The sequence below is a fragment of the Stenotrophomonas sp. genome (genome assembly GCF_032103445.1).
In the GTDB taxonomy this organism is placed as follows: Bacteria; Pseudomonadota; Gammaproteobacteria; order Xanthomonadales; family Xanthomonadaceae; genus Stenotrophomonas.
On record NZ_DAMDFR010000005.1, the window covers coordinates 12246 to 28175 of the forward strand.

The 15930-nt window shown below is 66.4% G+C and carries 10 protein-coding genes; 1 reads left to right on the forward strand and 9 read right to left on the reverse strand.

Annotated features, from left to right (window positions below; genetic code table 11):
* Positions 1–66 precede the first annotated feature (66 nt).
* From RT551_RS03220 to RT551_RS03240, 5 genes are all read right to left on the reverse strand, one after another.
* Entirely contained in the window at positions 67–1260 is a 1194-nt protein-coding gene (locus RT551_RS03220) for an AGE family epimerase/isomerase (RefSeq protein WP_313455632.1), read from the reverse strand.
* Complete coding sequence (locus RT551_RS03225) at positions 1257–2255, reverse strand: carbohydrate kinase (RefSeq protein WP_313455634.1); 999 nt, start codon at positions 2253–2255, stop codon at positions 1257–1259. Before RT551_RS03225 ends, RT551_RS03220 begins: the two co-directional genes overlap by 4 nt.
* A gap of 7 nt (positions 2256–2262) precedes the next feature.
* The gene (gene fucP / locus RT551_RS03230; protein ID WP_313455636.1) at positions 2263–3573 is read right to left on the reverse strand and encodes an L-fucose:H+ symporter permease; all 1311 of its coding nucleotides are present in this window, start codon (positions 3571–3573) and stop codon (positions 2263–2265) included.
* Positions 3574–3617: 44 nt separating this feature from the next.
* Positions 3618–4715 (reverse strand): LacI family DNA-binding transcriptional regulator, encoded by a 1098-nt coding sequence (locus tag RT551_RS03235; protein ID WP_313455638.1) that lies wholly within the window; start codon positions 4713–4715, stop codon positions 3618–3620.
* A gap of 62 nt (positions 4716–4777) precedes the next feature.
* Positions 4778–7150: a GH92 family glycosyl hydrolase gene (locus RT551_RS03240; RefSeq protein ID WP_313455775.1), complete on the reverse strand. Its 2373-nt coding sequence runs from the start codon at positions 7148–7150 to the stop codon at positions 4778–4780.
* Positions 7151–7597: 447 nt separating this feature from the next.
* Here RT551_RS03240 and RT551_RS03245 point away from each other — a divergent pair, with 447 nt between their 5' ends.
* Positions 7598–10681, forward strand: coding sequence for a TonB-dependent receptor (locus RT551_RS03245; protein ID WP_313455639.1), 3084 nt, complete (start codon positions 7598–7600; stop codon positions 10679–10681).
* Between the two features lie 508 nt (positions 10682–11189).
* Here RT551_RS03245 and RT551_RS03250 read toward each other — a convergent pair.
* The 4 genes from RT551_RS03250 to RT551_RS03265 all read right to left on the reverse strand — a co-directional run bounded on the left by RT551_RS03250 (position 11190) and on the right by RT551_RS03265 (position 15843).
* Positions 11190–11912 carry a copper homeostasis protein CutC gene (locus tag RT551_RS03250; protein ID WP_313455640.1) on the reverse strand — a complete coding sequence of 241 codons (723 nt, stop codon included), beginning with the start codon at positions 11910–11912 and terminating at the stop codon, positions 11190–11192.
* Between the two features lie 2 nt (positions 11913–11914).
* Entirely contained in the window at positions 11915–12913 is a 999-nt protein-coding gene (locus RT551_RS03255; protein WP_313455641.1) for a N(4)-(beta-N-acetylglucosaminyl)-L-asparaginase, read from the reverse strand.
* Positions 12914–12965: 52 nt separating this feature from the next.
* Entirely contained in the window at positions 12966–13985 is a 1020-nt protein-coding gene (locus RT551_RS03260; RefSeq protein ID WP_313455642.1) for a glucokinase, read from the reverse strand.
* Between the two features lie 256 nt (positions 13986–14241).
* Entirely contained in the window at positions 14242–15843 is a 1602-nt protein-coding gene (locus RT551_RS03265) for a calcineurin-like phosphoesterase family protein (protein ID WP_313455644.1), read from the reverse strand.
* Positions 15844–15930: the final 87 nt, after the last annotated feature.

Here is a 15930-nt window from a genome sequence, read left to right on the forward strand (position 1 = left end):
AAGCCACGCAGAGCGTGGCAATACGGCCGATCATTACCACGAAGACGCGCATGGCGCGTCTCTACGTCAACGCACCACGTTCAGCACTTCGTGGCATGCGCCCATGGTGTGGTAATCGGTCTTGCCGGCCGGGCTCTTCTCGTCGCTGTACTTGTGGTTGTCCGCATCCAGGATGCGGTACCACGCGCCGAACTGGTGGTCGATCATGTGCTGCCAGGCGTACGCCCACAACTTGTCGTACCACTCCCAGTACACAGACTCACCGGTGCGCTTGGCCAGCAGCGCCGCGGTGGCCAGCGACTCGGCCTGCACCCAGAAGTACTTGTCGTCATCGCACACGCTGCCATCCGGCGCGAAGCCGTAGTACAGGCCACCGCGTTCGGCATCCCAGCTGCGTTCCACCGCCACGTCGAACAGATGACGCGCGGTCGGCACCAGCCAGTCGGCCTGAACGTGACGATCCAGGATCAGCAACAGCTTCGCCCACTCGGTCTGGTGGCCAGGCTGGAAGCCCCACGGGCGGAACAGGTGCTTGGGGTTGTCGAGGTTGTAGTTCCAGTCGATCTTCCACTGGGTGTCGTAGTGCTCCCACACCAGGCCTTCACCCTGCGCGGCCTGGCGGCGGGTCGTGTGGTCGGCCAGCAGCAGCGCCCGCTGCAGATAGCGCTGTTCGCCACTGGCCTCGAATGCCGCCAGCATGGCCTCGCACATGTGCATGTTGGCGTTCTGGCCACGGTAGTCGCTGAAGTTCCAGTCGGCGTCGGCTTCGTCCTTGTACAGGCCGAATTCGGGCTCCCAGAAACGCGATTCCAGCAGCTGCCAGGTTTCGTCCATCCACTGCCGGGCTTCGCCAATGCCGGCCTTCAGCGCACAGCTGTAGGCCAGCAGCACGAACGCCACGCCGTAGCAATGGTTGGTGGCATCTTCAACCACGCCGTCGCGCAGGGTCCAGGCGTAGCCGCCGGTGGCCGGGTTGCGGTGCACGTCGCGCAGGTAGGCAATGCCGTGCTCCACGGCCTTCAGGTCTTCAGGCTTTCCGAACTCGCGGTACGCCATGGCGTGGTTGAACACGAAACGGGTGCTGCTGACCAGATGCCGGTGGCTGGCGTCGTACACGCTGCCGTCGTCACGGTAGTAGTGGAAGAAACCGCCGTTCGGATCGATCTCGTGCGGCTGGTAGAACGCCATGGTCTGCGCGATGTGTGCGCGCAGGAACTCGGGCGAACGGAAATCAGGCTGGGGCGGTACGAGCGTGGTCATGCGGCGGTGTCCTGTTGTTGCTGCAGCAGTTGTGTCACTTCGGCCAGGCTGGGCATGGCGGCGAACGCGCCCTTGCGGGTGACGGCCAGGGCGCCGACGGCGGCACCGAAACGGATCGCCTCGCGCAGGCCGCCAGCCTCGCGACAGAAATCAGCGAAGGCATTGCCATCGGCCTCGCGCTCACCAAGTGCGAACAACAGCCCGGCCACGAAGGCGTCGCCGGCGGCGGTGCTGTCCACCGTAGGCACCTGGAAGCCGGTCACCGTGCCCTGGTCGTGGCGGGTGAACCAGCGCATCGGCGCGGCCCCGTCCGTGACCACCACGGCCTGCGCATTGGCACCCAGCAGGCGCTGGATCACCGCATCGCCACCGTCGATACCCAGCGGTGCCGCCAGATAGTCGAGCTCCTCGCGCGACAGCTTGACCAGCTCGGCCAGCTTCAGGGCCTCCCACAGACGCGGGGTCGGGTCGACATCGGCCGGCCACAGCGAGGGACGCAGGTTGAGGTCCAGGCTGACCAGCGCACCGGCGGCGCGGGCGCGCTGCATGCCCTGCAGCGTGGCCTCTGCGATCTCGGCCTCGGTCAGGCTGTTGGAACACACATGGAAGGTGCGCGTGCCCTCGAAGCAGGCTGGCTGGAAGTGCTCGGCGCGGAACAGCAGGTCCGCAGCCGGCGGCCGGTAGAAGCTGAAGCTGCGCTCGCCGTGCGCGTCCAGCGCCACGAACGCCAGCGCGGTCTTGGCCTGGTCGGTACGCACGATGCAGTCGGTGGCCACGCCGGCGTCGCTCAGGCTCTGCGCCAGGAAGTCACCGAACATGTCCTGGCCAAGCATGCCGGCGAAATGGGTGTCCGCACCCAGCTTCGCGGCAGCCACGGCGACGTTGGCGGGTGCCCCGCCGGCGTACTGCAGGAACGCGCGCGGGGTATCCGGCGTGGCCGGCGGCTGCGCAAGTAGATCGATCAAAATTTCGCCGAAACACACAATCTTGGTCATGACGCGCTCAGCCCCCCTGGCTGAAACCGGCACGTGGGCGCGAGCCCCACATGCCATAGAACAGGATGTAGCCGTAGCACAGCAACGGCAGGATGAAGGACAGATGCAGGCCGATGCGGTCGGCCAGCAGGCCCTGCAGGAACGGCACGATCGCGCCGCCGACAATGGCCATGATCAACAGGCTGGAGGCCTTGTTGGTCAGCGCGCCCAGGCGCTCGATGCTGAGCGCGAAGATGGTCGGGAACATGATCGAGTTGAACAGGCCAATTGCGACCACCGAGTACACCGCGACATGACCCTCGGTGCTCATGGTCAGCGCCAGCAGCGCCACGTTGGCGGCGGCGAAGATGGTCAGCAGCATGCGCGGTGAGAAGCGGACCATGATCGCCGAGCCGGCGAAGCGCCCGATCATCGCCATGGTCCAGTAGGCCGACACGAAACCGGTGGCCTGCTGTTCGGTGAAGCCGCCGATGTTCGGCATCGACAGGTAATTGACCAGGAAGCTGCCGATCGACACTTCCGCGCCAACGTAGAAGAAGATGCCCAGCACGCCGAACAGCACATGGCGGTGGCGCAGCGCATCCATCAGGGTGTGCTTGACCGGGTCTGCCTGCTCGGTGGTTTCGTTCAACGCCGGCAGGCGGAACAGATAGACAAACACCGCCAGCAACGCCAGCGCGATTGCCAGGCCGACGTACGGGCCCTGCACCGACTGGGCTTCCTGGGTACGGTAGGCCAGCTGCTCGGCGGCGCTCAGCGCGGCCAGCTCATCGGCGCTCTTCACGGTGTTGCCGAGGATCAGCAAGCCACCGAAGATCGGCGCGATCGCGGTACCCAGCGAGTTCAGCGCCTGGGCCAGGGTCAGGCGGCTGGACGCGGTCTGCTCCGGCCCCAGCAGCGCCACGTACGGATTGGCCGCCACCTGCAGCACGGTGATGCCGGTGGCCAGCACGAACAGCGCGCCGAGGAAGGCTTCGTACACACGCAGTTCGGCCGCCGGCCAGAAGCCCAGCGCGCCCACTGCGGCAATCGCCAGACCGGCGACGATGCCCTTCTTGTAGCCCAGGTGCGCGACCAGCCGACCGGCCGGCAGCGACATCAGGAAGTACGCACCGAAGAAGGTGAACTGCACCAGCATCGCGCGCGCATAGTTCAGTTCGAACACCGCCTTCAGATGCGGAATCAGAATGTCGTTGAGGCAGGTCAGGAAGCCCCACATGAAGAAGATCGTGGTGGCCACCGCCAGCGCGACGCGCGTGTTGACCACGGGCGCGGACGAAGACGAAGTGGGCAGTCGGGGCGTTGGAGAGATGGGCATGCGGGACGCGTCTCAGGGTACGGGCAGATGAAAGGGATGCGATGTCAGGCGGCGGTGCCGCTGCTGTCGCGGATGCGAAGCTGCACTGGAGCCACGGTGCGTTGTGGCGGTGCGGTGGGGTTGTCGAGCCGGTGCAGCAGCAGCTCAGCGGCCTGCCGGCCCCGCTCGCGCGGGTTCACGGTCAGGGTGGTCAACGGCGGCAGGGCCACCGCTGCCTCTGAAATGTCATCGAAACCGGTCACCGCGAATTCGGTACCGGGGTGTACGCCGCGCGAGGCCAGGCCCAGCATCAGCCCCAGTGCGACGGTGTCGTTGTAGCAGACCGCTGCAGTCGGCTGTGCGCCCTCGGCGAACAGTTCCCCGGTGCGTGCGGCCGCTTCCAGTCGGTTGGGCGCGGATTCGATCATCCACTGCGGCGGAACCTGCAGTCCGGCCTCGCTCAACGCCTGTTTGTAGCCGGCTCGGCGCTGGTGGCAGGAACTGGAGTCGGCATGGCCACCGAAGAACGCGATGCGGGTATGCCCGCGTTCGATCAGGTGCTTCGTGGCCAGGTAGGCCCCCTGCTGGTTGTCCAGGGTCAGGAAGTCCCAGTCCCCGCCTTTCAGCTCACGGTTGAACAGCAGCACGTTGGCGTTGAAGCCCAGCGCCTGGCGCAGTTCGGTGGCATCGGTGCCCTCGGCCGGCGACAGGATCAGCCCGGCCGGGGTGTGTTCCATCAGCGTGGACACCACCGCCTGCTGGCGCTGCGGCGATTCGCCGGTGCTGCCCAGCAGGGTCACGTAACCCTTCGCGCCCAGTGCCTCGTCCACGCCGGACGCGAATTCGGCGAAGAAAGGGTTGGACAGGTCGTTGATCACCAGCGCCACGCTGCTGGAGGTGCGCCGGCGCAGGTTGGCCGCGCTGCGGTTGTAGACGTAGCGCTGCTTGCGCAGCTCGGCCTCGACCCGGGCACGGGTGTCCACGTTGACCAGCGGGCTGCCACGCAGCACCAGCGACACGGTCGCGCGCGAGACCCCGATGGCCTCGGCGATGTCGGTCACAGTCACCGCACGCCCGCTTGCGCGTGACGTGGGTGCAGCGGCCCCCTTCGAAGACGATGCCTTCGTGGCGGCCCCTCTGGCAGTAGAACGTTCCTTTTTCATCGTGGCATCGGGCGGGTCAAGGGAGATGCAAGCCTAAACGATCGCATCGGCCTACGCCGGGCTCATTCCAGGGACGCCCCCGGGGTCGCGCAATACGACACCGGCAGTGCCCCGGTCGAGGTGCCCCAGCCGCTCTCCGGAGCCTGCGTGCCGAGTGCATAGCGGATGGTGCCGCCCTGCTGCAGGCGGTTCCAGTCCAGCCACACCTTGTCCTGGTCCTGGCCGTCGACCTTCACCGACTGGATGTACTGCAGGGTGCGGCCTTCGGCCCCCGGGGCCTGCAGCTTCAGCGTGCGGCCGGTGCCCAGGTCCACTTCCACATTGGCGAAACGCGGGGTGTGCAGCAGGAACTCACCGGTGCCCGGCACGGCCGGGTACAGGCCCAGCGCACTGAACAGGTACCACGCCGACATGGTGCCCAGGTCGTCATTGCCGGTCACGCCGTTCGGGGCGTTGGTGAACAGCTGCTGCGCGGCGCGTACCACCGTGGCGGTCTTCCACGGCTGGCCGATCAGGGTGTACATCCACGGCGCGTGCAGGTCGGGTTCGTTGTTCGGGTTGTAGCGGTACTGGTTGTAGTAGCTGTACGGCCCGACCACCCATTCCTTGCGCGCGGCCTGCAGCGGCGACTGCTGCAGCGCGTCGTAGGCGAAGAAGGCATCCAGGCGCTTGCCGGCCTGTTCGCGGCCGTGCATGGCCTGGACCAGGCCCGGCATGTCCTGCTGGGCCAGCCACTGGTACTGCCAGGCAGTGCCTTCGTGGAAGCCATGATGCGAACGCGGGCTGTAGTGACCGTCGGCCGGCACGTACCACTTGCCATCGTCCATGCGTGGCCGCGGGAAGCCGCTCATGCCGGTCTCCTCATCGCGCACCGAGGCATCCCACACCTTGTTCCAGTTGCGGCCGCGCTCGCGCAGCACGCCGGCATCGGCACTGTGGCCCAGGCCGTCGGCCATCTGCGCCAGCGCGCAGTCGGCCAGGGCGTACTCCAGCGTGGCCGAACCGCCATGGTGCGGGTCCACGTCCATGCCCTTGGAGGGGAACGCACGGTCATAGGCGACGAAGCCGTTCTGCACATAGCCCGGGTTGCCGGAGCGGCCGGCATGCCGGGAATTCATCGGCGGCAGCTCGAACGCGTTGCGGCGCAGCGCGGTGTAGGCCTCGGCCTCACGGCCCTTGAGCGCGCCGAAGCGCCACAGGTCGGCCATGAACGGGGTGACCGGGTCACCGGTCATGATGTTGGTTTCAAAGTTGGCGTAGCCCCAGCGCGGCAGCCAACCGCCCTGCTCGTTGATCGCCAGCAGGGTGCGGCCGATGTCGCGGGTGACCTCGGGGCGGGTCAGTGCCAGCCACTGGTTCTGCGCGCGGTAGGTGTCCCACAGCGAGAAGTACTCGTAGTAGGTCCAGCCGTCGGCGCGGTGGATCTGGTCGTCGTAACCGCGGTAGCGGCCGTCGGCGTCGCTGCCGGTCAGCGGCTGCAACAGCGCGTGGTACAGCGCGGTGTACAGCACGGTGCGGTCATCAGCGTGCTTGCTGTCCACCCGTACGGTGTTCAGTTCCTTGCGCCACTGCTGCTGGGCCAGGCTGCGCATGCGTTCAAAGCCGAGCAGCTTGCCGCTCTGCATGCCGTCCTCGCGCAGGTTGGTGCGCGCGCCTTCGGCGTCCACGTGCGAGATGGCGCTGACGGCGGTCACCGCGCGTCCCTTGGAGGTGTCGAAACTCAGCCAGGCCCCGCTCGGCTTCTGCTCGCCTTCCATGCCATGGCGTGCACCGGGCAGACCGCCGGCCTCACCCCAGGTGCCGAAGGCCTTGAACGGACGGTCGAACTCGATCCGGAACCAGGTGGTGTACTGGTGGCCGCCACAGAAGCTCTTGGTGACCAGCTTGCCTTCCACCACGCGGTCGCCGACCACGTCGATCACGCTGCCGATCACCGAATGGCGCTCGTTGGCCTGGCCGACGTTGACCAGCACGTGGCCTTCGGCCGCCTCGGCCGGGAAGGTATAGCGCTCGGCGGCGGCGCGGGTGCGCGCGGTGGCCTCGGCGTCGATGCCGCCGTAGCTGGTCAGGCGCACCTTGTAATAGCCGGCCTGCCCTACTTCGCCCTCATGGGTGTAGCTGGAGGCGTAGGCCTTGTGGTCGAAGCTCTTGGCGTTGTCGGTATCGAAGTCGCCGCCCGGGCCGATGCTGCCGGTCACCGGCAGCACCGAGACCTGGCCGCCCTGCTCCCAGCAGCCGGCCCCGGACAGGAAGGAATGGCCGAAACCGCGGATCTTCGGGTCGTCATAGCGCCAGCCGGCGTAGTGCTCGCCGATCGGGCTGACCTGGATCAGGCCGAACGGGGCCGAGGCACCCGGGAAGGTATTGCCGTCGTCCTTGCTGCCGATGAAGGTGTTGACCTCACGCTCGAGCGCGGCCGGTGCGGCCTGCAGCATCGGGGTGAAGCCCAGCACGGTCAGACAGGCCAGCCCCAGCAGGGGGCGGCGCAGGGCAGGAAGGGGGCGAAGGGACGGCAATCGGCGCATGCAGTGAGGTTCCTGTGGGTCGATGGGCGTGCAAATCCCCGCTGGCGGGAATTTAGATCGATTTAAGTGGCGGAGTAAACCACGCCGGTTTGGATCGATGCATTCTGCGCCGCAACATGAACGACCGCCCGCCTGTTCAGTTATTGCGGAGCAGCATGCGCTTTTGTGTCAGCCATGTTTAAAATTCGCCCGTCGTCGGTTTAGATCGATCCAACTCTAAACCGTCATACAGCGGCCGTGGCGCGCTGGGGGGAGCAGCCCGGATTACCCCAGAAAAATCGGCACAAAGATTAGATCGATTCAATCACATCCGTGTACCAGCACCCCAGTTCGATCCAGGAGAGGGAGAGAGTGGAAATGAAGCAGATGTCCCGTAACAACGGTCGCCATGTCCTGTCGGCAGCGATCACCTTCGCCCTGACCGCCGCCTTTGCGCCGGCCGTCCTCGCCCAGCAGGCCGCCCCCGCCGCTGCCCCGGCCCAGAGCGCCGATGCCACCACCCTGGACAGCGTCCAGGTCACCGGCTACCGCTACGCCATCGAGCAGAGCCTGCAGCAGAAGCGCGACGCCAACGCCGTGGTCGAAGTGATCACCGCCGAAGACGTGGGCAAGTTCCCCGACAAGAACGTCGCCGATTCGCTGCAGCGCGTGCCGGGCGTGGTCATCACCCGTGACGGCGGCGAAGGCAAGAGCGTCAGCGTGCGTGGTCTGGACCCGGACCTGACCCTGACCCAGTTGAACGGCAACTACATCGCCACCTCGGAAACCAACGACGAGGCCAGCCGTTCCTTCAACTACACCCTGTTGCCGTCGAACATGCTGTCCAGCGCCGAGCTGTTCAAGTCGCCGGAAGCGCGCATCGACGAAGGCGGCATCGGCGGCACGGTCATCCTGCACACCCGTCGCCCGCTGGAGATGGAATCCAACTCCGGCTACGTCACCCTGGAAGGCACCTCCTCGGACACCCACCAGGACGTGGATCCGCAGGCTTCGGCGCTGTACTCCTGGCACAGCCAGGACGAGCGCTTCGGCGTGCTGGTCGGCGTGACCCAGCAGAAGCGCACCAGCCGCACCATGGAGGTCACCTCCGAGAACTACCAGTGGTACGGCATGGACACCACGGCGCGTGACGTGCATGGACGCGACATCACCCAGGGCGGTGTCAATTACTGGTGGGGCAACTCCGGCTTCAACGACCAGAACGGCGGCAGCTACACCGACTTCTTCATGCCCACCTCGGTGAACTTCGCGGTGAAGGAAGAAGAGCGTGAGCGCAAGGGTGGCCAGTTCACCTTCCAGTTCAAGCCGATCGACAACGTCACGATGACGGCGAACTACTTCCGCTTCGAGCTGGACGGCAACTACGAGCAGCACATGCTGAAGGTGCCGGAATGGAACATGGCGCGCTACAACCAGGACGGCAACTGGGCCGGCGGTCGCCTGCTCAATGGCCTGACCATGGACCCCAGCGGCACCATCGTCACGGGTGCGGAGTTCGAGAAGCAGGCCGGCAAGACCTACTACTGCAGTGAAGACCAGGCTGCTGCCGCGGGCCTCGCCCCGGGTGGCTGGGGCCCGGACGACTGCACCGTGCCGACCCCGCAGCTGACCGGTGGTTACAGCCGCGAAAAGGCGCTGTCGCAGACCGCCGACCTGAGCATCGACTGGGACATCAGCCCGCTGTGGAAGGCGTCGTTCACCGGCGGCCGGACCTGGTCGGAAGGTGGCCCGTCGATGAACTTCCGCATGTCGGCGAAGCCGCGTCGCCGCGTCGATGGCGTGTGGGAAGCCGGCAACCGCTATACCGCGTGGGACCTGACCGGCACGCCGTCGGTCACCTTCTCACCGGATCTGCAGCAGCAGCTGATGAACGGCGTTGCCGAAGTGGACACCGGCTCGACCGATTCGTCGTGGATGCAGACGGAAGTGGAGCAGAACTACTTCCAGGCCGACTTCACCAAGCTGTTCGAAACCGGCTGGCTGGATTCAATCCAGTTCGGCGCGAAGTACCGTGACGGCAAGGTCCACCGCAACACCGGCAACACCTACTGGGTGTGCCCGGGCACCGACCCGGCCGACTATGACAACAACCGCTACCAGGCGGGCTGTGACAGCACGGCGGGCATCGCCCAGCCGGGCTTCTTCCTGTCCAACCCGATCAGCGGCATCCGCGGTGGCTTCGATGCGAACGTGTTCCCGGGCATCAACTACCCGGCGTACATCAACTATCTGAACCAGACCTACGGCGGTTCGCACAACCGGGTTGAAGAAGACTTCGTCTACAACGTCAACGAGAAGATCTACTCGGGCTATTTCCAGGTCAACTTCCGTACCGAGCGTCTGCGCGGTAACGTCGGTGTGCGCATGGTGCGTACCGAGCAGTTCGCGCAGTCGAGCGATTCGATCGAACGCTTCAACGACTACTTCCTGGACAACGCCTCGGGCGCGCCGATGTCGTGCGACGACCCGGCCGCGGCCGCGTTCCCGACCTACGGTTGTGAAAGTGGCTTCATTCGTCTGCCGGACAACCTGGCACGTGAGAAGACCTTCGAGCTGATTGGTTCGGACAAGACCTACACCGACTTCCTGCCGAGCTTCAACATCGCCTGGGACATCACCGACAACCTGGTGCTGCGTGGTGCGGCCTCGAAGGTGATCGCACGCCCGAGCTACACCAGCATCGCGGCCCCGGGCGCACTGAGCTACTACAGCGCCGAGTATGTGAACGACCGCCGCGTGGCCGGTGGTGCACCGGAGGAAGGCTGGGCGGGCCACGGCAGCAACAAGAACCTGGAACCGTTCGAAGCCAACCAGTATGACGTCGGTCTGGAGTGGTACTTCAAGCCGGGTGCGGTGGCGGGTATCGGCCTGTTCCGCAAGGAAGTGAACAACTTCACGGTTCCGGTGGTGCGCGACCTGCAGATGGAAGTGGGCGGCCAGACGGTGACGGTGCAGGACTACGAAACCGAGGCGAACGGCCGTGACGGCGTGTCGCAGGGCGTGGAACTGTACGGCCAGTACACCTTCGACTTCGGTCTGGGCGTGCAGGCGAACTACACCTACAACGACACCAACCTGGCGTCGATCGTGCTGGACGGCCAGGACCTGGGTGCCTCGCCGCTGGTCGGCAGCGCGAAGAACCAGGCGAACGTGACGGTGTTCTACGAGAACGAGAAGTTCCTGGCACGTGCGTCGTATAACCGCCGTGGCGAAATCGTGGGTGGCCTGACCGCGGGCATGACCGAGTACAGCGAGCCGTACGATCAGCTGGATCTGAACGTTGCGTACAACTTCACCGACTCGCTGACCTTCACTGCGTCGGTGCTGAACGCCACGAAGTCGGAGCAGCGTATCCACCTGGGCAACGACACCGACGCCCGCCTGATCTCCAACCTGTACACCGGCCGCCAGCTGTACTTCGGCGCGACCTACAAGTTCTGAGTTCCACCCCCGCCGCACGTCACGGCGGGGGATGTTCCTCCACGGCAGCCGCGCTGGTACAGGTGGCTGCCGTTTTTTTGTCTGCGTGGTTGCACGATTTCCGCGTACTGCGTGATTGCACGACTACCGCGCACTGCGTAATTGCACGATTTCCACGTACTGCGTGATTGCATGATGTACGTAGAGCCGGGCTTGCCCGGCTGCCGTTGGCTTTTGGCGAACAGCCGGTGGTTCACGGATTCCCTGGGTTGGCGGCCCGGGACGGGCGTTCCGGGGGACGGCGTGAATCCATCCATGGAGCCTCGGTCGCCGCATCCATGCGGCTCACGCCCCCTCCAGCCCATCCCGACCCGCCATCGACAGTGGGTCGGTGGCCATCGAAGATCAAAACCCATTCGCGGCTCCGGTGGGATCGGTCGACAGACGATCGCCGTGAAATCCCCAACATCCGGTAACGCATGACCCCAAATCGACACCGCCGTTGATTCGGCGACGCCGATGCGGGGAGTCAGGCCAATGCCGAGCGCAAGGCGGCGACTTCGTCGGCGTCGGTGGCGACCCAGTCGGGTGCCAAGCCAACCAATGCAGGATTCTGGAATCGCATGTCGGAACGCCGCGTACCCTTGGCTGAGGCATGCAGTTCCGTGCAACCGGTCGCCTTCGCCACCGCTGCGATGTTGCCGGGCGTGATCCCTGCACCGGCCATGACGCTGATGCGCCCCGCTGCCTGCTTCACCAGCGCTGCCAGCACATCAGCCCCAGCCTCCGCGCTGGCCTGGCCACCCGAACTCAGCACCCGCTGGCAGCCGAGCGAAATTACATCCTCCAGCGCGGCAGGAAGATCCCTCGCCGCGTCGAACGCGCGGTGGAAGGTGACCTGCATCGGCCCTGCGGCCTGCACCAGCTCACGGCACAACGGAACGTCCACGTTGCCTTCCGCATCCAATGCGCCAATCACCACGCCGTCGCAGCCCAGTGCCCTGCACTGCTGGATATCGCGCAGCATGAGCGCACGTTCCAGCGCGTCGTAATGAAAATCGCCCGGGCGCGGCCGGATCAGCACGAACAACGGAATCTGCAACTGCTCGCGTGCCAGCGCGATGCTGCCGAACGACGGCGTGGTGCCGCCCTCGGCCAGGTTGTCGAACAGCTCGATGCGATCTGCCCCACCCCGCTGCGCGGCCAATGCCGACGCCACCGAGTTCGAGGCGATTTCCAGTACGTGCGCCATGCTCAGGTCTGCTCCGTGGTGTACACCGACGCCGCGTCGCGCAGATCCTCCTGGCGCTCGGCATCGCACACCGCGTACACGAACCCCCGGTGCAGGGCGTACGCCCCCACATCACCATTCCGGCCCAGTGCCAGGAAGCACACCTGCAGCGTCTTGCTCGCCTCCGGCCGTTTACGCACCACTCGCGCAATTGCCTCGCGGCAGGCCTGCGCCGGGGTGCGGCCCTGGCGCATCAGTTCCACCACCAGGAACGACGCCGCGTTGCGGATCATTTCTTCGCCCACGCCCGAAGCGGTGGCCGCGCCCACTTCGTTGTCCACGTACAGGCCGGCCCCGATGATCGGGCTGTCGCCTACGCGGCCGTGCAGCTTCCACGCCATGCCACTGGTGGTGCACGCACCGGCCAGTTGACCCTGCGCGTCCACGGCCAGCATGCCCAAGGTGTCGTGATTGCTGCTGTCACCCGGCCGGCTGCGGCGCTCGGCGTTGATCTCCGGTGTGTACTGTGCGGTCTTCAGCCACTCGCGCCAGGCCTTCTCCGCCTCCGGCGTGAGCAGCTTCTCGCGCTTGAAGCCCTGCTGCATGGCGAACTGCTGTGCGCCCTCGCCCACCAGCATCACGTGCGGGGTCTGCTCCATCACCCTGCGGGCAACCGAAACCGGGTGCGCGATGTCCACCAGCGCCGCCACCGAACCGCAACTGCCATCACCCTTCATGATGCTGGCGTCCAGGCTCAGCACACCGTCCCGGTCCGGGTTGCCGCAGCGGCCCACGGTGGGATTGCACAGCTCGCTCTCGGCCCAGCGCGCACCGGCTTCCACCGCGTCCAGTGCGCTGCCGCCGTTGCCCAGCACCTTCCATGCCGCCTGGTTGGCTCCAACGCCGAAATCCCAGGTCGAGACGACGCGGGCCCTGCCACTGGCCTTGGCCTGTACGCGCGGAAATGCGGCTACGCCTGCGGCCAACGCACCGGCCTGAAGAAATGTTCTGCGATCAGTCACGCGCTGCCTCTCCCGTTGCCATGTGCCGGCCCCGGGAGGGCCGGGTTTATTGTCAGGCCGCTGCGCGGCGATGTTCGTCGTACCACACGGCCGCACCGAGCACGCCCAGCTCGCCGTGTTCTACCCGCCATACCGGCACCTGCTCCAGCACCGGGCGCATCACGCCCTTGGCCAGGAAGCGGTCACGGAAACGGCCATCGTGCAGGAAGCGGGCCACGTGTGCGGAAATGCCGCCGGCCAGATACACCGAGCGCGCGCCGAAGCTCACGGCGAGGTCGCCGGCCAGACTGCCGAGCCAGCCGCAGAACACCTCCAGCGTTTCCACCGCCACGGCATCCTCGCCGTCCAGCGCTGCGCTGATCAGCGCTTCCGGCGTGGTCCACTGCGCCGGCGTGCTGCGCAGCGCGCACAGCGCCGGATACAGATTCATGAGACCGGTGCCGGACAGCACGCGTTCGTTGTCCACGTGCTCCCAGCGCTGCAGCAGCTGCTGCAGCACCTGCAGTTCCAGCGCGTTGCCTGCGCCCAGTGCGGCGTGCCCGGCCTCGCTGGCCAGTACTGCGCGGGAACCGGCTTCAAACCGCAGCGCCGCACCGAGGCCGGTGCCTGCGCCGAGCACCAAGGCGGGCCACCCGTTGGCCTGCGGTGCGTCCGGCGTGAGTGACACGCGCGCTTGCGCATCGACGAACGGAATCGCGTAGGCCACCGCCTCGAAGTCATTGATCAGTTCCAGCGTCGCCAGCTGCGCGTCGCGGCGGGTCGCCTGCACCGACACCGGCCACGGCAGGTTGGTGTTGACCAGATCGTCGCCTTTCAGGACGCCGGCAATGGCCACCACGGCGGCGTTTGGAGCCTGCGGCAGGCTGGCGCGGAAGTCGGCCAGGATCGCGGCCAGGCTGGGGTGATCGGCGCAGGCGTAGCGGCGCAGCGCGCTAATGCGTGGCGGTGCGCCCGCGACCACGTCGGCCAGTGCCACGCGTGCATAGGTACCGCCGACGTCGGCCACGATCAGGGTGTCAGCAGAAGCAGAGCGACGCAGCGCCGGATTGGGAAACGGGGTTGCAGCGCTCACGCACGGGCCTTGGAGGAAATGTGATGCATTGAGGGGATTTTCGTTGATCGCTGATTGCTTGCAAAGCAATGCACTCCGTACCCGAGCGTATGGCCGTAGAGCCGGGCTTGCCCGGCTGCGCGACCAACCTGGATCGACCGGCCCAATCGGGTGCCCGACCAACCCGCGGCGCGCGCCCCCAGCCGGGCAAGCCCGGCTCTACGGTGCATCGCCATCATCCCGCGCGTGTTCGCCACGTGCATCCAGCATGAGGCAGTCAGGGCTTGGCCACCTGCAACCGGTAGGTAGTACTGGCCGTGGCAGTGGAGCCATCCGTCTGTGCCGCACGCACCTCCACCTTGTGTTCGCCGGCGGCCAGATCGGTCGGCAGCGCGCCGCGCCACAGGTGCGGCGAGGCGGTGGCTTCGGGCGAGCGGTCGAAGCCGCGCAGCTTCTCAGCGGTGTCGTCGGCGACGTTTTCCACCAGCAGACGCGGGTCCGGCTGCTCCACGCGCTTCATCGGCTGCCATGCGCCACCGTCAACGCGGTACTCCACGGCGGTGTCGTCCTGGCCCATGAACACGTTGGCATACACGCCCCAGGCCGGGTACGCGCCCTTGCGCAGCACCTTCGGCGCATGCAGGGAAATCTGGTAGTCATCCGGCGCGCGCGCCACGTAGTAGCGCAACGCGTACTCGCCGGCCGGCTTCACGCTCAGCACCGCATAGCCGTTCGGGGTGCCGTCGCTCATGGTGGCGTCGGGAATGCCGTTGCTGTCCTTCACCCCGGACCAGAATGCGCCGCAGGCCGCGCCCACGTTGTACTCGTGCAGCGGCTTTGCACCCTGCCAGCCCTCGGCCGCACCGTGGTAGTAGTGCTGCTGGGTATGGCTGTGGCCGCTCAGCACCAGCACATGCGGGAAGTCCTTCAGCAGCGCGAACAGCTTGGCGCGGTCGGCGTGGCGGAAGGTTTCCCGACCCGGTGCAGCGTCGAACAATGGAATGTGCATGCCCAGCACCAGCAGGCGGTCACGCGGCAGCGCCTTCAGGTAGTTGGCCAGGAAGGTGAACTGGTCCGGGCGCAGGCCGCCGATGTACTTCGGCTTGGCGTTCGGGTCATAGACCACGTCGTCCAGGAACACGAAGCTGGCCCCACCCTCTTCCACCGCATAGGTGTCCGGACCGTACACGGCGCGCCAGCTGTCCAGCGAATGCTGGTCGGTGGCGGCGTCGAAATCCAGGTCATGGTTGCCCGGCACATGGAACCACGGCACCTGCAGCTGCGCGGTGGCCTTGTTGAGTTCCGGGTACAGGCTCAGGTCGTCGTTGACGATATCGCCCAGCGTGGTGCCCAGCCGTGCTTTGTGTTTGCCGATGATCGGCTCGACGATGGCGCGCTGGTAGTAGCCCACTTCCTGGCGGGTGGCGGTCTGCGAATCGGTGAACACCAGCATGTCAAAGCCGTCGCGCGCGCCGTCGGCGTCCTTCAACGGCTCCAGCGCGAAGTCCCAGTTGCGCGTGTTGCTGCCGGTGGCCGCAATGCCGTCGTACTTCAGCTTCGGCGAGCCCTGCGGCACGTAATGGCGCCAGAAGCCCGGCATGCCATCGGCGCGGGCCGGGAAGCGGAACTCGTCCGGCTTGATCACGAACACGGTCTGGCCGTCGCGCACCGGCAGGCTGTAGCTGCCATCCGCTGCCGTACGCACGATCACTTCGCCGTTGGACACCTGCACGCCCGCCAATGCCGGGTCAGTCGGGCCGCGACCGGGCTTGCCGTCACGTTCCTGGTAGACCTTGCCGGTGACGGTGGCCTCGCTGGCGGCCCAGGCCGGTGCGGAAATCAGCAGCAAACAGGCCAGCCAGGCGGTCTTGCAGGTCATCGGAGCGGTCCGTAGTGAGGGGAGCGATTGTAAAGCCCCACATCATCGCGCGGACCGCGTTGCACCAACGTTAAATGCGTGTCCGCA

Coding starts and splice junctions, on each gene's coding strand:
- RT551_RS03235 (WP_313455638.1), bottom strand. CDS start 4,715: ATGAAAAAGGAACGTTCTACTGCCAGAGGGGCCGCCACGAAGGCATCG.
- RT551_RS03220 (WP_313455632.1), bottom strand. CDS start 1,260: ATGACCACGCTCGTACCGCCCCAGCCTGATTTCCGTTCGCCCGAGTTC.
- RT551_RS03265 (WP_313455644.1), bottom strand. CDS start 15,843: ATGACCTGCAAGACCGCCTGGCTGGCCTGTTTGCTGCTGATTTCCGCA.
- RT551_RS03250 (WP_313455640.1), bottom strand. CDS start 11,912: ATGGCGCACGTACTGGAAATCGCCTCGAACTCGGTGGCGTCGGCATTG.
- RT551_RS03225 (WP_313455634.1), bottom strand. CDS start 2,255: ATGACCAAGATTGTGTGTTTCGGCGAAATTTTGATCGATCTACTTGCG.
- RT551_RS03240 (WP_313455775.1), bottom strand. CDS start 7,150: ATGCTGCAGGCCGCACCGGCCGCGCTCGAGCGTGAGGTCAACACCTTC.
- RT551_RS03245 (WP_313455639.1), top strand. CDS start 7,598: ATGAAGCAGATGTCCCGTAACAACGGTCGCCATGTCCTGTCGGCAGCG.
- fucP (WP_313455636.1), bottom strand. CDS start 3,573: ATGCCCATCTCTCCAACGCCCCGACTGCCCACTTCGTCTTCGTCCGCG.